The sequence below is a fragment of the Sphingobium sp. WCS2017Hpa-17 genome, from assembly GCF_031843765.1.
Classification (GTDB): domain Bacteria; phylum Pseudomonadota; class Alphaproteobacteria; order Sphingomonadales; family Sphingomonadaceae; genus Sphingobium.
Genome location: NZ_JAVTIV010000001.1, coordinates 580,463 through 600,732, shown reverse-complemented (window position 1 = coordinate 600,732; position 20,270 = coordinate 580,463). Strand labels below are relative to the sequence as shown.

General features: G+C 63.6%; 19 protein-coding genes and 1 tRNA gene. 8 read left to right on the top strand and 12 right to left on the bottom strand.

From position 1 onward, the window contains the following. The first annotated feature begins 4 nt into the window (after nucleotides 1–4). On the top strand, nucleotides 5–2,431 hold the full coding sequence (locus tag RQH62_RS02855; protein WP_311267217.1) for a hypothetical protein: 2,427 nt from the start codon (nucleotides 5–7) through the stop codon (nucleotides 2,429–2,431). Nucleotides 2,432–2,438: 7 nt separating this feature from the next. Here the strand turns inward: RQH62_RS02855 and RQH62_RS02850 are convergent. Together RQH62_RS02850 and RQH62_RS02845 are read right to left on the bottom strand one after the other, a co-directional pair. Continuing rightward, nucleotides 2,439–2,512 (bottom strand) — tRNA-Gly (locus tag RQH62_RS02850). Nucleotides 2,513–2,558: 46 nt separating this feature from the next. Next, complete coding sequence (locus RQH62_RS02845) at nucleotides 2,559–3,470, bottom strand: sugar kinase (protein WP_311267216.1); 912 nt, start codon at nucleotides 3,468–3,470, stop codon at nucleotides 2,559–2,561. A gap of 168 nt (nucleotides 3,471–3,638) precedes the next feature. On the opposite strand from RQH62_RS02845, the gene RQH62_RS02840 reads away from it, so the two are divergent. Both RQH62_RS02840 and RQH62_RS02835 read left to right on the top strand, forming a co-directional pair. Beyond that, nucleotides 3,639–5,591 (top strand): PAS domain S-box protein, encoded by a 1,953-nt coding sequence (locus tag RQH62_RS02840; protein ID WP_311267215.1) that lies wholly within the window; start codon nucleotides 3,639–3,641, stop codon nucleotides 5,589–5,591. A 97-nt stretch (nucleotides 5,592–5,688) separates the two neighbouring features. Next, entirely contained in the window at nucleotides 5,689–6,618 is a 930-nt protein-coding gene (locus RQH62_RS02835; protein WP_311267214.1) for an alpha/beta hydrolase, read from the top strand. Here the strand turns inward: RQH62_RS02835 and RQH62_RS02830 are convergent. Next, nucleotides 6,574–7,506: a nitronate monooxygenase family protein gene (locus RQH62_RS02830; protein ID WP_311267213.1), complete on the bottom strand. Its 933-nt coding sequence runs from the start codon at nucleotides 7,504–7,506 to the stop codon at nucleotides 6,574–6,576. The two genes, RQH62_RS02835 and RQH62_RS02830, sit on opposite strands and share 45 nt — an antisense overlap. Before the next feature lie 138 nt (nucleotides 7,507–7,644). On the opposite strand from RQH62_RS02830, the gene RQH62_RS02825 reads away from it, so the two are divergent. Next, complete coding sequence (locus RQH62_RS02825) at nucleotides 7,645–8,703, top strand: hypothetical protein (protein ID WP_311267212.1); 1,059 nt, start codon at nucleotides 7,645–7,647, stop codon at nucleotides 8,701–8,703. A 609-nt stretch (nucleotides 8,704–9,312) separates the two neighbouring features. Here the strand turns inward: RQH62_RS02825 and RQH62_RS02820 are convergent. From RQH62_RS02820 to epsC, 3 genes are all read right to left on the bottom strand, one after another. Continuing rightward, nucleotides 9,313–9,567 (bottom strand): hypothetical protein, encoded by a 255-nt coding sequence (locus RQH62_RS02820; RefSeq protein WP_311267211.1) that lies wholly within the window; start codon nucleotides 9,565–9,567, stop codon nucleotides 9,313–9,315. 136 nt (nucleotides 9,568–9,703) lie between these two features. After that, nucleotides 9,704–10,045 (bottom strand): DUF2794 domain-containing protein, encoded by a 342-nt coding sequence (locus tag RQH62_RS02815; RefSeq protein WP_311267210.1) that lies wholly within the window; start codon nucleotides 10,043–10,045, stop codon nucleotides 9,704–9,706. Then, complete coding sequence (gene epsC, locus RQH62_RS02810; protein WP_311267209.1) at nucleotides 10,045–10,761, bottom strand: serine O-acetyltransferase EpsC; 717 nt, start codon at nucleotides 10,759–10,761, stop codon at nucleotides 10,045–10,047. The genes RQH62_RS02815 and epsC overlap by 1 nt, the downstream gene beginning before the upstream one ends. Before the next feature lie 181 nt (nucleotides 10,762–10,942). Between epsC and RQH62_RS02805 the strand changes: the two genes are divergently transcribed. Next, complete coding sequence (locus tag RQH62_RS02805; RefSeq protein WP_311267208.1) at nucleotides 10,943–11,716, top strand: sulfite exporter TauE/SafE family protein; 774 nt, start codon at nucleotides 10,943–10,945, stop codon at nucleotides 11,714–11,716. Nucleotides 11,717–11,755: 39 nt separating this feature from the next. Then, complete coding sequence (locus RQH62_RS02800; protein WP_311267207.1) at nucleotides 11,756–12,685, top strand: hydrogen peroxide-inducible genes activator; 930 nt, start codon at nucleotides 11,756–11,758, stop codon at nucleotides 12,683–12,685. Nucleotides 12,686–12,771: 86 nt separating this feature from the next. Here RQH62_RS02800 and RQH62_RS02795 read toward each other — a convergent pair whose 3' ends face one another. From RQH62_RS02795 to pgsA, 3 genes are read right to left on the bottom strand one after another with little or no spacing between them, the layout of a single operon-like run. Beyond that, entirely contained in the window at nucleotides 12,772–13,218 is a 447-nt protein-coding gene (locus RQH62_RS02795; RefSeq protein ID WP_311267206.1) for a molybdenum cofactor biosynthesis protein MoaE, read from the bottom strand. Continuing rightward, on the bottom strand, nucleotides 13,215–13,469 hold the full coding sequence (gene moaD, locus RQH62_RS02790) for a molybdopterin converting factor subunit 1 (RefSeq protein ID WP_311267205.1): 255 nt from the start codon (nucleotides 13,467–13,469) through the stop codon (nucleotides 13,215–13,217). The genes RQH62_RS02795 and moaD overlap by 4 nt, the downstream gene beginning before the upstream one ends. A gap of 4 nt (nucleotides 13,470–13,473) precedes the next feature. Further along, nucleotides 13,474–14,037 carry a CDP-diacylglycerol--glycerol-3-phosphate 3-phosphatidyltransferase gene (gene pgsA, locus RQH62_RS02785; RefSeq protein WP_311267204.1) on the bottom strand — a complete coding sequence of 188 codons (564 nt, stop codon included), beginning with the start codon at nucleotides 14,035–14,037 and terminating at the stop codon, nucleotides 13,474–13,476. A 130-nt stretch (nucleotides 14,038–14,167) separates the two neighbouring features. Between pgsA and RQH62_RS02780 the strand changes: the two genes are divergently transcribed. Further along, nucleotides 14,168–15,478 carry an MFS transporter gene (locus RQH62_RS02780; RefSeq protein WP_311267203.1) on the top strand — a complete coding sequence of 437 codons (1,311 nt, stop codon included), beginning with the start codon at nucleotides 14,168–14,170 and terminating at the stop codon, nucleotides 15,476–15,478. A 23-nt stretch (nucleotides 15,479–15,501) separates the two neighbouring features. On the opposite strand, the gene RQH62_RS02775 is transcribed toward RQH62_RS02780, so the two are convergent. After that, nucleotides 15,502–15,699, bottom strand: coding sequence for a hypothetical protein (locus RQH62_RS02775; protein ID WP_184270852.1), 198 nt, complete (start codon nucleotides 15,697–15,699; stop codon nucleotides 15,502–15,504). A 108-nt stretch (nucleotides 15,700–15,807) separates the two neighbouring features. On the opposite strand from RQH62_RS02775, the gene RQH62_RS02770 reads away from it, so the two are divergent. Beyond that, the gene (locus tag RQH62_RS02770; RefSeq protein WP_311267202.1) at nucleotides 15,808–17,865 is read left to right on the top strand and encodes a transglycosylase domain-containing protein; all 2,058 of its coding nucleotides are present in this window, start codon (nucleotides 15,808–15,810) and stop codon (nucleotides 17,863–17,865) included. 63 nt (nucleotides 17,866–17,928) lie between these two features. Here the strand turns inward: RQH62_RS02770 and RQH62_RS02765 are convergent, their stop codons facing one another. Together RQH62_RS02765 and lpdA are read right to left on the bottom strand one after the other, a co-directional pair. Continuing rightward, entirely contained in the window at nucleotides 17,929–18,405 is a 477-nt protein-coding gene (locus RQH62_RS02765; RefSeq protein ID WP_311267201.1) for a hypothetical protein, read from the bottom strand. Between the two features lie 407 nt (nucleotides 18,406–18,812). Then, a complete protein-coding gene (gene lpdA / locus RQH62_RS02760) occupies nucleotides 18,813–20,213 on the bottom strand; it encodes a dihydrolipoyl dehydrogenase (RefSeq protein WP_311267200.1) in 1,401 nt (466 codons plus the stop codon). Nucleotides 20,214–20,270: the final 57 nt, after the last annotated feature.

The following is a 20,270-nucleotide window of genomic DNA, read 5'->3' as shown; positions in this document are numbered from 1 at the left end:
GATGATGGCAGGCTCTATCAGCTACTGGATCACGGTCGATCGTGATTCCGGCACTTTCGACATGGCGATCGACTATTATGTCCCCGGCTATGACGATCCCGAAACCGGTGAAGCCTTTTACGAAACCAGCTGGAACTATTATTTCGGCGACCAGAATGGCGGCGGGGGTACCGGCGGCTATGGCTGGGATAGTGGCTTTGCCATAGCCTATATCGGCTTTCCCGGCGGCGAAGAGGTATCGGACGGGACGCTCAGCTTCACCGCGATGAACAATTTCAGCGGTGAGAGCGTCAGCATGAGCTGGCACATCCTCAACGCCGGCATGGCCCATGGCAACAAGACGATCACAGGCACCGCCGACATGGACATCATCCTGTCCGGCTATGGCGCGGACGAGCTGTGGGGCGGGGACGGCGACGATTTCCTGGACGCGGGCAGCGGCAGCGACCGCCTGTTCGGCGGCGCCGGCAATGACTGGCTGGACGGCGGCCTTGGCGCAGACCGGATGAGTGGCGGCACTGGCAACGACATTTACTTCGTCAACAGCGTCAACGACCGGGTGGTCGAAGTGGATGGGGCCGGCGATGATTTCGTCGTATCGTCGGTAAGCTACACGCTCAGCCCCTTTGTCGAGGCGCTGGCACTGGACGGCGCCAATGCACGCAACGGCACGGGCAATGCGCAGGATAACCGGATCGACGCCAATGACATGGCCAATATCCTATCCGGCCTTGGTGGCAACGACGCACTGTTCGGCTATGGCGGCAACGATCATCTGCTGGGCGGCGACGGCATGGACCTGCTGGATGGCGGGGCCGGCGCCGATCGACTGGAAGGCGGCATGGGCGACGATCTCTATATCGTGGACACGACCGCCGACCAGCTGATCGAACTGGCAGATGGCGGAATGGATACAGTCGGCGTCTATGGTCCTGAAAGCTATACGCTGGCCGACCATGTCGAAAATCTCAGCAATATCGGCGATGCGGAAGAGTTTCGCGGCACCGGCAACAGCCTCGGCAACATCATGGTCGGCGGTCTCCATACCGACATCCTGCTCGGCATGGGCGGCGACGATATCCTCTTTGGCTATTATGGCGACGACATCTTGATCGGCGGGATCGGCGCCGACGAGTTGATCGGCGGCGATGGCATGGACATGGCCAGCTATGCCGGTGCTGCGGCGGGCGTCTATGCCAGCCTGACCACGGGCGTGGGGACGCAGGGAGAGGCAACCGGAGACAGCTATGATTCGATTGAGGGGCTGATCGGCAGCAGCCATAATGACGTGCTGACCGGTGACGCGCAGGCCAACAGGCTGGTCGGCGGCGCAGGCAATGACATATTGCGTGGCGGTGCCGGACGCGACTGGCTGATCGGCGGCGCCGGCGCGGACATATTGGATGGCGGCCGCGACGGCGATGGCGTCAGCTATGCCGGATCGGTCGGCGCAGTCACCGTCAATCTCCAGACGCAGACCGCATCGGGTGGCGATGCGCAGGGCGACACCCTTATCAGCTTCGTCCATGCGGAAGGAAGCGACGGCAACGACGTCCTGATCGGCAGTGGCGGCGGCAACCTGCTGATCGGCGGTCTGGGCAATGACCGGCTGGAGGGCGCTGACGGCGACGATACGCTGCGAGGCGGGGCTGGCGCCGATATCTTGCTGGGCGGCGCCGGGGTCGACACGTTGGATTATAGCGCGTCGGCGGCGCGGGTCACCGTCAACCTGACCACTGGCGTCGCGACCGGTGGGGATGCAGCAGGCGACAGCTTCAGCGGCATCGAGCAAATCGTCGGCAGCAGCTTCAACGACAGCCTGACCGGCGACGCACAGGCCAACAGGCTGGTCGGCGGCGATGGCAATGACCTGCTGCGCGGCGGGGCGGGCAATGACGTCATCATCGGCGGCGCGGGTGCGGACGAAATGCACGGCGGCAACGGCTCCGACCTGCTCAGCTATGAAGGGTCGCAAAACTGGGTGTCGATCCACCTCGACCTCGGCTGGTCCTATGGCGCCGACGGCACCGGCGACACATTCACCGGCTTTGAAAACGCGCGTGGCAGCGATGTGAGCGACGCCATCTACGGCAATGCCGGAGATAACCGGCTCTATGGCGGCGACGGCGGCGACTATCTGGATAGCGGGGCGGGCAACGACATCCTCTATGGCGGCACCGGCGACGACGCTTTCCTGTTCTGGAGCGGATCGGATCAGGTCCGCATCGTCGATTTCACCGCAGGCGATGCGGTGGCGGAGGATCGCATCCTGCTGACGATGGGTGCGGACTATGACAGCTTCGCCGAGGTGATGGCACTGGCGACGACGGACGGGGCCGATACCCGCTTCGACTTCGGCGGCGGCCATGTCCTGATCCTGTCCGGCGTCGACAAGGCGGCGCTGGTCAGTTCGGACTTCGTGTTCAGCTGAAAGAAATTGGAGCGGGTGAAGGGAATCGAACCCTCGTCACTTGCTTGGGAAGCAAAAGCTCTACCATTGAGCTACACCCGCGTCTGACCTGCCCATGGCGCAAGCCATGGGCCGCTGTCAACTCGGATCAGCCGTAAGGGGCGTCCGCATCGCGCGCCGGGATGGCGCCGCGCCGGCCGATGTTCCAGCCGGCCAGCCTGTGTCCTGCCAACGCCGCATCGCGTGGGCTGGTGCCGGACAGGCGCGCATGGAGATAGCCGCCGTTGAAGGCGTCCCCCGCCCCGCTCGAATCGATCACGTCCACGCGCTGCGGGATCGCGACGATCTCGCCCGCAATCAGACAGCCGTCGCCGCCCAGCTTGACGACGACATCCTTGCCCTCACCCGCCCCCCAGCGCGCGGCGGCATCCTGCGCGTCATCCGCCTCGCCCATCTCGACCTCGTCGGCCAGGGTCGGCAGGCCCATGTCGCTGACCACAATCGCCCGGTCGCGCCAGTGGCGCGCCGTTGCCGCATCGTCCCACAGGCGCGCGCGATAATTGCCGTCGAAGGCGATCCTGCCGCCATTGGCCCGCACCTGCGCGCACAGGTCCAGCAATGCCTCCCGCCCTGCATCGGGCAGGATCGCCAGCGTGATGAGCGAGAAATAGAGCAGGTCGGACTGCGCAGCCTGCGCCACCATGGCCGGGCTTTCGGGGAAGTCGAACATCCGCCGCGCCGCCGCTTCGCTGCGCCAATAATGGAAGCTGCGCTCGCCGGTCGCGTCCGTCTCGATCGCATAAAGGCCGGGCAGACGCCCCTGTGCCGCGATCACCAGCGACGTATCGACGCCCTCCGCTTCCCACTGGCCCAGCAGTTGCGCACTCATCGGGTCGGCACCCAGTGCGCTGGCGAGGCGAACAGTGTCGCCCGCGCGCGCCAGATGGACGGCCGTGTTGATGACGTCGCCGCCATAGCGCAGGTTCCAGCCATCGCCATCGCCCCGGCTCAGCTCCAGCATTGCTTCCCCAATGACCGTGATCGTCGCCTTCGTTGCCATGCCTGCTCCGCTCCCAATTTGAGCGGGCTTGGTGGTCAGAGCGGCGCGCCAAGTCAAGGGGTCAGGCACGATCCGCGCATCCATGACGTCATGGAACGTTTGCACATGAGCGCCGTTTTGCCGAAGGCAAAGGGAGCAGCATCCGCTCGCGCCTGATTCGGGGACTTGATGATTACCGCCACCAACCAAGAATCAGGCAACCGCTTCGAACTGCTGGTTCAAAGCGTCACGGACTATGCCATTTTCATGCTCGACCCCAGCGGCATCGTCGCCAGCTGGAATGCGGGCGCACGCCGGTTCAAGGGCTATGAGGCGGACGAGATTATCGGCCAGCATTTCTCCCGCTTCTATACGGCGGAAGATCAGGCCGCCGGCATCCCTGCCATCGCGCTCCGAACCGCCGAGCATGAGGGCCGGTTCGAGGCAGAGGGATGGCGCGTCCGCAAGGATGGCGGGTGCTTCTGGGCCAATGTCGTGATCGATCCGATCCTCGCGCCCAACGGACAATTGCTGGGCTTTGCCAAGGTCACGCGCGACCTGACCGAACGGCGTGCCGCGCAGGAGGCTTTGCGCGAGAGCGAGGAACGGTTCCGCCTGTTGGTACAGAGCGTGACCGATTACGCCATCTATATGGTGGACCCGGTCGGCACCGTGACCAGCTGGAACATGGGAGCCCAGCGGTTCAAGGGTTATAGCGCAGAGGAGATTGTCGGCCAGAATTTCGCGCGTTTCTACAGCGAGGAAGACCGTCTGGCCGGCCTCCCCTCCCGCGCGCTGCACACCGCCGAAACCGCGGGCCGGTTCGAGGCGGAGGGATGGCGTATCCGCAAGGACGGATCACGCTTCTGGGCCAATGTCGTGATCGACCCCATTCGCACCCCCGACGGCCGACTGCTGGGCTTTGCCAAGATCACGCGCGACCTGACCGAGCGGCGCGAGACGCAGCGCGCGCTGGACGAGGCCCGCGATGCCATCATCCAGACGCAGAAGATGGATGCGATCGGCAAACTCACCGGTGGTGTCGCCCATGATTTCAACAATCTGCTGGCGGTGATCGTCGGCAGCCTCGACCTCGCCCGGCAGAAACTGGCGAGCGGCGGCGACATCAGCCGCTATCTCGACAATGCGATGACGGCGGCGGATCGCGGCGCAACTTTGACCCAGCGGATGCTGGCCTTTGCGCGTAAACAGGAATTGAAGCTGCAAAGCGTCGATTGCATCGCGCTGGTGCAGGGCATGGCCGAACTGTTCCGCACGACGTTGGGCACGGCGGCGGCGATCGAGACGCGCTTCCCGCTGGTGATGTGCGCCGCCCATGCCGACGCCGCGCAGCTGGAGTTGGCGCTGCTCAATCTGGCGGTCAATGCGCGCGATGCAATGCCGGACGGCGGCCGCATCATCGTCGAGGCGAGCGAAGTGATCCTGGCGCAGGGAGAGCGGCCCGATCTAAACGCCGGCACCTACATCCGCCTGTCCGTGGTCGATGAGGGCGAAGGCATGGACGCCGCGACGCTGGAGCGCGCGCGCGAACCCTTCTTCACCACCAAGGGCGTGGGCAAAGGCACCGGCCTTGGCCTGTCGATGGTGCATGGCTTCGCGCAGCAATGCGGCGGATCGCTGACCATTGCCAGCGAACCCGGACAGGGCACATCCGTGTCGCTCTGGCTGCCGGTGGCGCAAGCCGATGCGGATATGCTGCCAATCGTCAGCTTCAGCGAGGAGCTGGCAGAAAGCGACACGCCGCTGGTGATATTGGCGGTGGACGATGACGATCTGGTGCTGACCAACACGGCGGGTATGCTGGAGGAAATGGGTCATACCGTGTTTCAGGCTTCGTCCGGCGCGGATGCCTTGCGCCTGCTGGAACAGGGGCGCGTCGATCTGGTCGTCACCGACCATGCGATGCCGGGCATGACCGGCGCGCAACTGGCCGATGCGATCGGGCAAATGCTGCCCGGCCTGCCCGTGATCATCATCACCGGCTTTGCCCAACTGCCCCCTCATGCATCCCAGCGCCCCCGGCTGGACAAGCCATTCCGGCAGGCCGACCTTGCCCGCATCGTCGCCAGCACCATGCGCATCGCCCCTGCCGGCCCGGATATATTACTTCGCGATTGCTGAGGTTATTTTTCAGCAATTGCCACGAAATATTGGAAAAGCGGCATTTTTTCGTCGCTCTTTGCTTGCAACGTCGGCGCAGTTCGCCAATGGGGTCTTTATGCAGGACCGCACGGACATATCGCCGGCCCCGACGCCGACTTCGCATTTCTTCACGTCATTGCGGACTCGGCTGCACTATCTCGACTGGGGCAATCCGTCGGCGCCCACGCTGATCCTGGTGCATGGCGGGTTCGACCATGCGCGCAGCTGGGACTGGACGGCGCGCGCTCTGTCGCGGGACTATCATGTCATCACCCCTGACCTGCGTGGCCATGGCGACAGCGGCTGGTCGCCGGACGGCGCCTATATGATGGCCAACTATGTTTATGACCTGGCGCAGTTGGTGGACCTGCTGGACCGGCCGCCCGTCACCATCGTCGGCCATTCGCTGGGCGGTGCCATCAGCCTGCGCTATGCCGGGCTGTTTCCTGACCGGGTGCGCAAGCTCGTCGCGATCGAGGGGCTGGGCCTGTCGCCGCAGCGCCTGAAGGAGAAGGCGGAGCAGCCCTCCCCCGACGTCTGGCGCGAATGGATCGACGGCCGCCGCGCCAGCGCCCGCAAGGCGCCGCGCCGCTATCCCACCATCGAGGCCGCGATCGGGCGCATGCGCGAACGCAACGAGCATCTGACCGTGGAGCAGGCGCTCCATCTGACCAGCCATGGCGTCAACCGGAACGAGGATGGCAGCTATAGCTGGAAGTTCGACCCCTATCTGAAGGGCATGGCGCCGCAGGCCGGCAGCGACGACGAACTGCCCGCTTTCTGGCAGCGCATCACCTGCCCCACTTTGCTGTGCCTGGGCAGCGACAGCTGGGCGTCCAACCCGGAAAAGGACGGGCGCATCCGCCACTTCAGCGATGCCCGGCTGGTCGAGTTCGCCGACGCCGGCCATTGGCTGCACCATGACCAGTTCGATCGCTTCATCGGCGAACTGCGCACCTTCCTAAAGGGTGAGGCCGGTGACAGCCGCACGGTAGTCCGCCTTTAACCCGGCGACGAAATCGGCGGTCGGCTGCACCTTGTCGACTGCACCAATGCCCTGACCGCAGCCCCACACGTCGCGCCACGCCTTCTTGTCGCCGCCGGTCATGGCCGCGAAATCCATGTCCTTTGCCTTCGGCAGTGCATCGGGATCAAGGCCCGACGCGACGATGCTGGGGCGCAGATAATTGCCGTGGACCCCGGTAAAGACGTCCGAATAGACGATGTCGGCGGCTTGGCTGTCCACGATCATCTGCTTGTAGGCGGGATCGGCATTGGCCTCCGCCGTGGCGATGAAGGGCGATCCCATATAGCCGAGGTCCGCACCCATCATCCGCGCCGCCGCGATGGCGCGGCCGGTGGCGATGGAGCCGGACAGGGCGAGCGGCCCGTCGAACCACTGGCGGATTTCCTGAATCAGGGCGAAGGGCGACAGGGTGCCGGCATGGCCGCCCGCCCCGGCCGCGACCGCGATCAGCCCATCCGCCCCCTTCTCGATCGCCTTGCGAGCGAACATGTCATTGATGATGTCGTGCAGGACGATGCCGCCATAGCTGTGGACCGCAGCGTTCACATCCTCCCGCGCGCCGAGCGATGTGATGACGATCGGCACCCGATATTTGACGCAGAGCGCCAGATCCTCCTCCAGCCGGGCATTGGTGCGGTGGACGATCAGATTGACGGCGAAGGGCGCGTCGGCGTCAGTCAGTTCCGCCTGCAATTGCAGCAACCATGTTTCGAACATGCCGGATGGCCGCGCGTTGAGCGAGGGGAAGGCACCGACGATCCCGGCGCGGCATTGCGCCATGACCAGCGCCGGCTGCGAGATGATGAACATCGGCGATCCGATCAGCGGCAGCGACAGGCGCCCCTCCAGCAAGGTCGGCAGGGTCATGAACGATGTCTCCTCTCTTCTATCTCCATTGGCGCTAACACCGGTCGAGCCACGGAAAAAGGCCAAAATCTACTGTGTTGATGTATTAATACAGTAGTGCTAGAATCCCACTCAGCGAACAGGCTGAGGAGCCGGACGATGTATAGCGAGAGCGATCTACAGGATGCCGTAGCGGCGGGTGCGATCCGCCCCGAAGCGGCGCAGGCATTGCGCGATCATGTGGCGGGGCTGCGCGCCACGCCGCTGGTCGATGAAGAGCATTTCCGGCTGCTGACCGGCTTCAACGATATCTTCGTGGCGATCGCCAGCGTCATCCTGCTGGTCGCGGTCGGCTGGCTCGGCAACGCCCTGCGATTCGGGGCGCCGGATCATCAACCGGTCTTCATGTCCGGCCTGCTGGTCGCCGCTGTCAGCTGGGGGCTGGCCGAATATTTCACGCGGGCGCGGCGCATGGCGCTGCCCTCGATCCTGCTGCTGGTCGGCTTCGTCGGCGGCGTTGCCTGTGCCGTGGGCGCCATTGGCATCCAGATGTTTCCCGATGCGGGCGACAGCCTGGCTTCGATGATCCTGTGCGTCGCGGCGGCCGCCGGCGCGCTGGCCGCCTGGCTGCACTGGCGCCGATTCATGGTGCCGATCACCGTAGCGGTCGGCGCCGCCGCAGCGGCCGGCGTAGGCGTGACGCTGGTACTGGCGGCGGTGCCCGACAACGATATTCTTCCCTTCCTGCTGTTGCTGGCCGCCGGCCTCGCCATCTTCGCGCTCGCCATGACATGGGACATGAGCGACCGGGCGCGGACCACGCGCCGGTCCGACGTCGCCTTCTGGCTGCATCTGGCCGCTGCGCCGATGATCGCCCATTCGCTGTTCCGCCTGCTGGGCGTGCTGGATGCCGACCAGATCAGTGCCGGCCGCGCCGTGCTGGTGGTAGCGCTTTATGTTGCCTTCGGCCTTGTGGCGCTGGCGATCGACCGCAGGGCGCTGCTGGTGTCCAGCCTCGCCTATGTGCTCTTCGCCCTTTACGCGCTGTTTCGGCAGGCGGGCGCGGTGGAACTGTCCTGGGCACTGACCGCGCTGGTGATCGGATCGGCGCTGCTGCTGCTGTCCGCCCTGTGGCACCATGCCCGCGCGCGGATCGTCCACGGCCTGCCGGATGCGGTGACGCAGCGCCTGCCCTATCTGGACCGGGCAGCGGTTTGAGAGGGCGCGCAGGGTCACAGTAAAGTCACGATCAGGTCAGGGCAGCGAAGTTCACACCGTCGCTGGCCTGTCTTTCTGAGGCTTTTGCGCCGGTCATGCGGCATCAAAGCGACGGCGACGCGCCACCCATGCGCCATCAGGGTGTCCCTTGCATCATGGATAGGCGCCTGTCGGGTCCCGCTGGCGCGCCACCGACGCGACAGGTGGGTCATAGGGCAAGGGCGTGAAAGGCGGGTATCGGTCGGGTTCATCCGAAAAGATAGATCAAAGATTATCCTACATTGGAAGGGGGATGTGGGACATCCTTCTCCCCCGGAGGGAGAAGGATACGCAGCCTTACCGCGAAGCGGTTAGGCGGAGTTGGATGAGGGGGAATAGCGCGAGGTCAGATGATTCCTGTGAGGCTGCCCCCTCACCCAGCTACGACTAGGCAGCAAGCTGCCAAGTCTGCGCAGCCCTCTCCCCCAAGGGGAGAGGGGTAAGCAATGACGGCTTACGACCATTTGTTGCAATTCCGCCAGATAATCCTGCCCCTTGAAACCGGACGTTCATTCTGGACGCATGTAAAAGGCTGAATGACGCAGTCTGCGCAAAAGCGGACCTTTTTACCTACCTATCGAGTATCTGTTCCGCCTTCATGCGACCCAATGCAGAGAGGGCCAATTCCGATCCTGCTTGTGACGCCCATCCTTGTTTTATCAAATAAAGCAGCACCGCCTCATCAAGTTGTTGCGACTTCTTGTATCCGATTCGTCCAGCAATCTCGTCAGGCCGAAGACTCTCCAAACCCTCAACTTTATAAGCTCGGAACAGGGCGACCAGAGCCACTTGGGCCGTTTTTTCAGTTTTATGCACGCTCACCATCGGACCCCACTTTAGCGAGGTTGCTAACGTCCGCAATTGAGGCGGTTGTTGCGGAACGATTTTTCCGCGCATCGTCCGCTATCGCCCGTCATCACTCCAAAATGCGGACCGTCCACTCCCCAGCCTTCCCCGCCCCTCAATCCTCGACGATCCGCAGCAGCTTGCGCTCCACCGGCGCCAGCACGCCCTGCAATTCCTGGCCGCGCTTCAATATCTGGCCACCTTCGCCGACCAGCGCCCACATGCCCTGGCGATGACGGAGCGCGGGACGCTTCTCGATGCGATATTCGGGGCGTTCGGCCGAGCGACGAAAGGCGCTGAAGATCGCGGCGTCCCGCCCCATGTCCATCGCATAGTCGCGCCAGTGGCCGGCCGATACCATCCGGCCGTACAGATCCATGATCCGTTGCAATTCCAGCCGGTCGAATCCGACCTGACTGCCCGCCCCATGCTGTGGAAACGGCGTCACATTGGTCATCAGGCCCGGCCGCGCTCCCTGAACAGCGATGCGTCGTCATCGGGGAAGACCGGCGTCTGCCGCTCCGCCATCAGCTCGGCCAGACGCTTCTGCAACTGCTCGACTTCGCACTGAAGCAGCTCCAGCTTCTGCTTTTCCGGATCGAAACAGTCGGTGCAGGGCGTGCCATAGGGCATGAAGTCACGCTGATAGGCAGTCACGTCCACCAGCATTGCGCGGGCCGGGATGCCGACCATGGTCGCGGCTTCGGCCACATCCTTGGTCACCACCGCATTGGCGCCGACGCGCGCGCGCGCACCGACCTGAATCGGGCCGAGCACCTGCGCGCCGGAGCCGACGATCACGCCGTCATGTAGCGTCGGGTGGCGCTTGCCGGCGATGCCGTTGGCCGGATCGGTGCCGCCCAGCGTCACATTCTGGTAGAGGGTGACGTCGTCGCCAATCTCCGCCGTCTCGCCGATCACGGTGAAGCCATGGTCGATGAAGAAACGCTTGCCGATCTTCGCGCCGGGATGAATGTCGTTGCCGGTCAGGAAGCGGGACAGATGATTGACCGCGCGGGCGAGGAAGAAGAGGTCGGCGCGGTAGAGCCGATGCGCCACGCGATGGAAGCCGAGCGACCAGACGCCGGGATAAAGCAGGATTTCGGCGCGGGACCGGGGCGCAGGATCGCGGCTCTTCACCGAATCCAGATAGGCAATGAGGTTGCGCACCATGCGAACGTCCCTGATCGTTTCAACCGTTGTTATGAGCAACGCATATAAGGGAATGGCCGGAACTTTTCCAGATGGTGACGTCATGCCCGCTTTTGCGCCATAAATAGAAACTTGCTTGGCGGCCCGGGATATTCCAATCATGAGAGTAGACAATTCAAGATAATGAAATGAAGGGGTGCGGATGATCGACACATTGATCGCCAATTTCGGCGATATCTGGCCCTTCATCCTGGTCGGATTCGGGGCGCAGGTCATCGACGGCGCGCTGGGCATGGCCTATGGCGTGATTTCCAGCACCCTGCTGCTGACGCTGGGCGTGCCGCCCAGCCGCGCGTCGGCCAGCGTCCATGTCGCCGAAACCTTCACCACCGGCGTATCGGCGATCAGCCATATCCTGCACCGCAATGTCGACTGGAAGCTGTTTTCCAAACTGATCATTCCCGGCGTCATCGGCGGCGTGACCGGCGCCTATATCCTGTCCAACATCGACAGTGCCGTGATCAAGCCGTTCATCCAGGTCTATCTGGCGTCGATCGGCCTCTATCTGATCTGGCGCGGCTTTCACCTGCCGCCCAAGCCGCGCGATCCCAAATGGGTGACGCCGCTGGGGCTGGTCGGCGGCTTCATGGACGCGACCGGCGGTGGCGGCTGGGGTCCGGTGGTGACGTCCAACCTGCTGTTGCAGGGGTCCAGCCCGCGCCATACGATCGGCACGGTCAATACGGTCGAATTCATCCTGACCACCGCGATCAGCCTGACCTTCCTGCTGCATCTGGGCTGGGAAGCGTTCACCACCTATACCGTCGGCCTGCTGATCGGCGGCGTGGTGGCGGCGCCGTTCGGCGCGATGCTGGCCCGGCATGTCGCGCCGCGTACGCTGTTTTCGGCGGTCGGCGTGGTGCTGACGCTGACGTCGCTGTTCGGCGTGGGCAAATGGCTTGGATTTATCGGCTGAGACTCTTATATTCGGCTTTCTGATCGAGGAAGCCGATAAATGTCCAGTTACCTGCCGACGCTGAAACAGCTGCAATATCTGGTTGCGCTGAAGGAACAGGGGCATTTCGGCAAGGCGGCGGATAGCTGCTTCGTCACGCAATCGACTTTGTCGGCGGGCATCCGCGAACTGGAATCGCTGATCGGCGTGACATTGGTGGAGCGGACGCGGCGGGTGGTGCGTTTCACGGCGCTGGGCGACCGGATCGTAGAGAAAGCGCATCGCGTGCTGCGCGAGGCGGAGGAACTCGCCGCGATCGCGCAGGCTTCGGGCAAGCCGCTGAGCGGGGAACTGCGCATGAGCGTGATCCCGACCATCGCCCCCTTCCTGCTGCCGCGCCTGCTGCCCCGGTTGCGGAGCGAACGGCCGGAACTGAAGCTCTATCTGCGCGAGGAAACGAGCCAGGCGGCGATCGAATCGCTGCGCCATGGCAATGTCGATTGCGTGCTGCTGGCCCTGCCCTTCCCCATGGGCGACATGGAGAGCGAGATATTGTTCCAGGACCGGCTCTATGTCGCCTTTCCCAAGGACGAGCCAACCAATCCGCCCGAATGGATCGACCCGGACATGATCGACGAGAGCAAGCTGTTGCTGCTGGAGGACGGGCATTGCCTGAAGGACCATGCGCTGGCGGCATGCAATCGGCCCGATCTGCGTGCCAGCACGACGATGATGGGCACGTCGCTGCACACGCTGATCCAGATGGTCGACAATGGGCTGGGCGTGACGATGATCCCCGAAATGGCGATCGCGGGCGGAATTTTGGAGCATACGAACATCACCGCGCGGCCGCTGGATTCGAAACGCTCGTCGCGCGACATCGCACTGGTGTGGCGACGCAACAGCCCGCGCGAGAAGGAATTCCGCCTGTTGTCGGGAATTTTGCGGGATGCGGCGGCGACCAGTTGCCGCTTGCCCGAGGCGGCCTGATACCAACTCCGTTCGTTTCAGGCATGTCGAGAAACGTGAAGCGCTGTGCTAGCCGCTTCTCGACTTCACTCGAAGCAAACGGGTTATTATTCGGCCTGCCAGCCCTTCGCTTTGGCCTCGTCCTCGGCGCGGGCCTCCACCCATGCGGTCGCGCCGTCGGCGAAATGCGCCTTCTTCCAGAAGGGCGCGTCGGACTTCAGCCAGTCGATCAGGAAGGCGCAGCTTTCCAGCGCGGCGGCGCGATGGCGCGATGCGGCGCCGACGAAGACGATGCGCGCGCCCGGTTCCAGACGGCCGAAGCGGTGAATGACGCTGACGCCCAGCAGCGGCCAGCGAGCGAGTGCCTCCTCCACGATACGATCGACCTGCGCGGTGGTCATCGCCGGATAATGTTCCAGCTCCAGCGCAATCAACCCGCCTTCGCTGCGCACGATACCGGTGAAGCTGGCCACGCCGCCGCCGCCCAGCGATTCGAGCGCAGCCAGTTCGGCAGCGACATCGAAATCGCCGGACTGGATCGCGACCCGCTTCATCCGCCGGTGACCGGGGGGAAGAGCGCCACTTCTTTGGCGTCGCCAATGACGGTGTCGAGCGGCACGAAACGCTGGTCGATTGCAGCGCGCAGCTTGGCGGGATCGGCCAAGGCCTGCGCGTAGCCGCCGCCGCGCGCGGCGAGCGTAGCGATCAGGTCGGCGACCGTCGTGCCCGGCGTGGGGCGCTCCATCTGCTCTTCGTCATGGCCGATGCTTTCCCGCACCCAGGCGAAATAGACCAGCGTCAACACAGACTCAGTCCATGTGCCGGATGCCGACGCGCAGATAATCCCAGCCGGTGATCAGCGTCAGGATCGCCGCGGCCCAGAGCGTCGCAATGCCGACCAGCTGCACGAAGGGGAAATGCGGCACGGCGCCGGCGAGAATCAGCGCGCCCAGCGCGATGATCTGAAAAGTCGTCTTCCATTTGGCGAGGCGCGACACCGGCACCGATACCTGCAAGCCGGCCAGAAATTCACGCAGGCCCGATACGGCGATCTCGCGCAGCAGGATGATCATCGCCGCGGCGATATGGATGCCCGCGATATCGCGGGTCGCCGCCAGCATCAGGATGACCGCCCCGACCATGATCTTGTCCGCGATCGGATCGAGGAACACGCCCAGTTTCGATACGGTCCCCTGCGCACGCGCAAGATAACCGTCGAAATAATCGGTGATGCCCATCAGGCAATACAGGGCGAATGCCAGCGCATAGCCGGTGGTCCAGCGCGCACCCAGCTCAGCCGGCCACAGGAGCGCCACCAGCAGCGGCACGGTGAAGATGCGCGAAAGCGTCAGCAAATTGGGCAGCGTCAGCATGGCCGCGAAGTGCCACAGTCCGGGTCGTGGCACAAGCAGGACTGCATCCCGCTCAACGCTATTGGACATGGACGCCGCCAGCGGCTAGACCCCGCGACGGTCGTTAACGGGAAAGAAGACACTCTATTCCATGCAAGCCTCTCTCAGGCTCTTGAACAAGCGCCGTTTTCTGCCGCTGTTCATCACCCAGCTACTGGGTGCGTTCAACGACAATCTGTTCAAGAACGCGATGGTATTGTTCGTCGTCTACCAGGTCTATAACGACGAACGGTCGGAAACCTGGTTCAGCGCGCTGGCCACAGGCGTCTTCATCCTGCCCTTTTTCCTCATGTCCGCGCTGTCAGGCCAATTGGCTGACCAGCGGGACAAGGCCGTCATCATCCGATGGGTGAAAGCGGCCGAAATCGGGATCATGCTGGTGGGCGCGACCGGACTCGCGCTGATCTGGAGCGGCATCGCCATCCATACGCTGGCGATTCCCCTGCTGCTGGCGGCCCTGTTCGCAATGGGAATCCACTCCACCTTCTTCGGGCCGATCAAATATGCGATCCTGCCCCAGCATCTGCATGACGACGAAGTGCTGGGCGGCACGGGTCTGGTCGAGGCGGGCACCTATATCGCGATATTGGCGGGCACGATCCTGGCCGGCATCATCCCGGTGCAGGTGGCGGCGGTCGGCATCATCGTCACTGCGCTGATCGGCTATATCGCCGGACGCAAGGTGCCGTCGGCGCCGTCATTGCTGGAAACCCAGCCGATCGACTTTCACATCATCCGATCGTCCATCACGCTGGTGCGCGGCACGATGCACATCCGCCGGCTGTTCCTCGCGATCATGGCGATCAGCCTGTTCTGGGCGGTCGGCTCCATCCTGTTCATCCAGTTCCCGCCGCTGGTGAAAAATGTGCTGACCGCCGACAAGCCGGTCGCCAGCCTGTTCCTCGCCATCTTCTCGATCGGCATCGCCATCGGTTCGATCGCGATCAACCGGCTGTTGCAGGGCCATGTGTCCGCCAAATATGCGCCCGCCTCCGTCATCGGCATGGGCCTGTGCATCGTCGCTTTCCACGTCGTGTGCGATCTGTGGACGCCGGCCCCTGACGGCCAGATGCTGTCGCTGACAGGCTTCCTTGCCCATCCGCTCGCCATTCCGCTGTCGCTCTGTCTGCTGGGCGTAGCGACCTTCGGCGGTATGTTCGTGGTGCCGCTCTACGCCTTCCTGACCACCACGGTCGAGAAGTGCGAGGCGGCACGCACCGTCGCAGCCAATAATATCGTAAATTCCGGCGCAATGGTGGTCGGATCGCTGTGCGCCATCGGCCTCAGCATCGCGGGCGTATCGGTGGTAATGCAGTTGCTGCTTGTCGCCATATTGACCCTGCCCTGCGCGGCCATGGCCTGGACCTTGCACAAGGCATGCGACGGGCCGCTATGCCACTGACCAGGACGACCCCGGTCGGCCTGTCAGAAAATGAAGCTGTAAAAGGCCGTGAAAAAGGCGGCGAAGCTCAGCCCGAACAATTTCCAGTCGCTGTCGTCGTCGCGCACCCGCTTCAGGCGGGCGGGACCATCCTCCACCACGCGCAACACATGGGCGGGCAGCCGCTGGCGGAAGGGATGGCGGGCGGACTCGGTGGTCAGGACGAGGGGACGGTTTCGCATGATATTTGGTTAACGAAATATTTACCATTTAGACCAGTCGATTTTGCGGTTAATTTCGGCCTGTCCCGTCACGGGACAGGCTTGACTGTATGATATGAATAATACAGCATGAATGAAGAGATGACCGAGTCCACGCCTGCCGATCCCGCTACGCTGCCGCCGCGCGCCTTTGGGGAAGGGCCGCCCAGCGCCTTCGCCCGTCCCACGCCCTGGCGCCGTCGGTTGCAGATCGGCGGATGGGTCATCGCGGCCGGCCTGGCCGTGCTGATGATCCTGATCGCCTGGCTGGCGGTGACGGCGCCGTTGTCGCGGTCCCTGAAGCCCATCGCCCCGCCCGCGATCAGCCTGATGTCGGCGGACGGTCATCTGATCGCGCGGCGCGGCGCGGTGATCGACAAGCCTGTCACGGTCGCGGAACTCCCCGCCCATGTGCCGCAGGCGTTCATGGCGATCGAGGATCGTCGGTTCCAGAGCCATTGGGGCGTCGACCCGCGCGGCATCGCGCGCGCCATGTGGCATAATCTCTGGTCGGATGGATCATCGCAGGGCGGCAGCACCATCACCCAGCAGCTGGCCAAGGGCGTGTTCCTCTCCAGCGACCGCACCTTCGGCCGCAAGGCGCGCGAGGCGCTGATCGCGATGTGGTTGGAAGCCTGGCTGACCAAGGATCAGATCATGGAGAGATATCTCTCCAACGTCTATTTCGGCGACAATGTATATGGGCTGCGCGCCGCTGCGCTGCATTATTTCAACCGATCGCCCGACCGGCTGACCATCCCGCAGGCGGCGATGCTGGCGGGCTTGCTGAAGGCGCCGTCGCGTCTGGCCCCCACGTCCAACCTGAAAGGCGCCCGCACCCGCGCCGCGCTGGTAACGCAGGCGATGGTCGATGCCGGCTATATCAGCCAGGCGGAGCGCAACGCCCTGCCCCCCGTGCGGCTCAACGTGCATGACGATCCCGATCCGACCAGCGGCACCTATTTCGCCGACTGGGTGCTGCCGCAGGCGCGCGACCGGGCCGGCGCCGTCTATGGCGAGCAGGAGGTGGTGACCACGCTCGACTGGCGTATCCAGCGGCTGGCGGAGGCTGCCATCCGTCGCGCGCCGCTGGGCGGGGCGCAGGCGGCTTTGGTGGCGATGAAGCCCGATGGCAGCGTCGTCGCCATGGTCGGCGGCAAGAATTACGAGAAGAGCAGCTTCAACCGCGCGGTGCAGGCGAAGCGCCAGCCGGGGTCGACCTTCAAGCTGTTCGTCTATCTGGCGGCTTTTCGCGCGGGCATGACGCCGGACGACATGATCGACGATACGCCGATCACCACCGGCACCTATCGCCCGGCCAATCACAGCGGCAAATATCGCGGCCGCATCACCCTGCGTCAGGCTTTTGCCGCATCCAGCAATGTCGCGGCGGTGCGGCTCACGCAGAAGGTCGGCGTCGATAACGTCATCAAGGTCGCCCGCGACCTGGGCGTCACCGCGCCGCTGACCGAAGACCTCAGCCTGGCGCTCGGTACGTCGGAAATTCCGCTGGTGGAACTGGTGGAGGCCTATGCTTCGGTCGCGGCGGGCGCCTATCCGGTGGTCGCCCATGGCCTGCCGCCGGAGGAACAGGGCTGGTTCGAGAAATTGATGCAGCGCCAGCGCAAGTTCAGCGACGATCAGTTGGAAATGATCCGCGACCTGCTGTCGTCCGCCGCCAATCGCGGCACCGGCAGCGCGGCGGCGCTGCGCACCAGCACTTTCGGCAAGACCGGCACGACGCAGGACAGCCGCGACGCCATCTTCGTGGGCTATGCCGGTGGGCTGGTGACGGCGGTGTGGATCGGCAATGACGACAACGCTCCCCTGCCCGGCGGCGCGGCCGGTGGCGGCGTGCCCGCGCGCATCTGGCGCAATTTCATGAGCGGCGCCATCAACGAACCGGTCGAGGATACGTCCGACGCCGAACAAGACCCCGATCTGGTCAACGCCATCGCCAATGTGACGGTGGAAACCGGGATCGGCAATGTCGGGCTGGGCGTGGATGAAGGCGGGATGACGGTGAATATCGGTGGCGGGCAGATACGCTTGCCGATTGATCAGCGCCCGCCGGTACCGTCTGAAGGCGCGCCGCCGCCGAGGATCGCGCCGACGCAACCGGGCGAAGGCGAGGATGGCGGGCCCTAGTAGTGGGCGCTATGGCTTATTTGGGTGGGGAGCGGACTGGCAGCTTATGGGCCAGCCCCTTTGTTAACGGAACAGGCTCATCTCTTCACCATCAAACTGAATTCGATTTGGCGGGCCGTTGGGGCCGAAATTTATGGCAGATGCCTTGCCGTATTCTTCTGCTCCGCTGCGAGGCGAAAGAACAAGCGTATTGCGTTCAACGCTAACTTGGGCGCTGTCAGGCTTATACTGGCCAATATAACGCCCAGCGCTCAAAATGATAATTCGTTGGCCGCCATGAATTGCGCATTTTGGGCAAATCGGTGCTAGTCGGTATCGATAGTCGTAAATCTGGAATGCACGACTGCCCGATCGGATTTCACCTGCCTTTCTGATTTCAAGTTGATCGCGACGGCAATCGATAGAACCCGAAAATCTTCCCTTTTCCAAGGCAGGGAAGATGCCTGCGCGGCAGGCCTTTTCGGTAGCAGATTGCGTTCGCCCCTGACTCGGAAGGGCCGAAAATCCGACGAAGAGACAAAAAAGCATGAGTGTTCTCATGCCAGCCTATATACCAGCATTTTCTAGTTGGAGCATGTCAGCTTTTAATGGTGCATTCCGAAGAGGCGAGCGTCCGCGTCTGGTCGTGAACGGCCATTCTCTTATCCCTCTCCCTTGAGGGTCGGCCAGAGTTACGTGCCTCTGGCCGAGGCTGCGCAGACTTGGCAGCTTGCTGCCTAGTCGTAGCTGGGTGAGGGGGAGACAACCTTACCTAAATGGCCCAACACATCGCCAATCCCCCTCATCCAACTCCGCCTAACCCCTACGCGGTAAGGCTTCGTATCCTTCTCCCTCAGAGGGAGAAGGAACAGCTATCTTTCGTCGCTCGCCGTTCCCCAATTACAAAAAAGAAAAAGGCCCCCGCAATGCGGAGGCCCCTTCCCTTATCTTCGCGATGGGCGAACTGATCACATATGGATCGGCTTGCCGCGCACGGCCATGGCCGCTTCCTTGATCGCTTCGCTGTGCGTCGGGTGCGCGTGGCAGGTGTAGGCGATGTCTTCGCTCGACGCGCCGAATTCCATGGCCTGCGCCGCCTGCGCGATCATCGTGCCTGCAACGGTGGCGATGATCCACACGCCCAGCACCTTGTCGGTTTCGGCGTCGGCGATGATCTTCACGAAGCCGTCCGGCTCGTGGTTGGTCTTCGCGCGGCTGTTCGCCATCATCGGGAACTTGCCGACCTTGATCGCGCCCTTTTCCTTGGCGGCTTCTTCGGTCAGGCCCACGCCCGCGATTTCCGGCTTGGTGTAGACCACCGAGGGGATCACGTCATGGTTCACGATGCCGGTCAGGCCCGCGATATTCTCGGCAACCGCAATGCCTTCGTCCTCAGCCTTGTGCGCCAGCATCGGGCCGGGGATGACGTCGCCGATCGCCCAGACGCCCGGAACCTTGGTCGCGAAGTCATGATCGGTTTCGATCTGGCTGCGCGCGTTCAATTCCAGACCGATCTTGTCGAGGCCCAGACCTTCGGTGTTGGGACGGCGGCCGATCGACACGAGGACGACGTCGGCCTCGATCTTTTCAGCATCGCCACCAGCGGCCGGTTCGACGGTCAGGGTCACGCCCTTCTTGCCGACTTCGGCGCCCGTCACCTTCGTGCCGAGCTTATACTCGAAGCCCTGCTTCTTGAAGATCTTGTTGGCTTCCTTGCGGACTTCGCCGTCCATGCCGGGCAGGATCTGGTCGAGATATTCGACCACGGTGACCTTGGCGCCCAGGCGCTTCCACACGCTGCCCAGTTCCAGACCGATCACGCCGCCGCCGACGACGACCAGATGGCCCGGAACCTTGTCCAGTTCCAGCGCGCCCGTGGAGTCCACGATCTTGCCGCCTGCATTGTCGACCGCCACGCCCGGAAGCGGCGCGACCGACGAACCGGTGGCGATGACGATATTCTTCGCCGTCACCTTTTCACCATTCACTTCGACGGTGTTGGCGCCGGTGAAGCTCGCGAGCCCCTTCAGCCAGGTGACCTTGTTCTTCTTGAACAGATATTCGATGCCGCCGGTCAGCCCCTTGATCGCGTCAACGCGCTGGCCCTGCATGGTCGGTAGGTCGAGCGACATCTTGTCGATCTTGACGCCCAGCTTGGCGAGCGCGCCATTGGCGGCCTCGTCATAAAGCTCCGACGCGTGCAGCAGCGCCTTGGACGGGATGCAGCCCACATTGAGGCAGGTGCCGCCCAGCGTTTCGCGGCTTTCGGCGCAGGCGGTCTTGAGGCCAAGCTGCGCCGCGCGGATCGCGGCGACATAGCCACCGGGGCCAGCGCCAATTACCAGGACGTCATAGTCGAAATCGGACATGGGGTTTTCCCTTCTCCAGTCATGCCAGTCAGAACTGGCACTTCCCCGGCCCTTTTC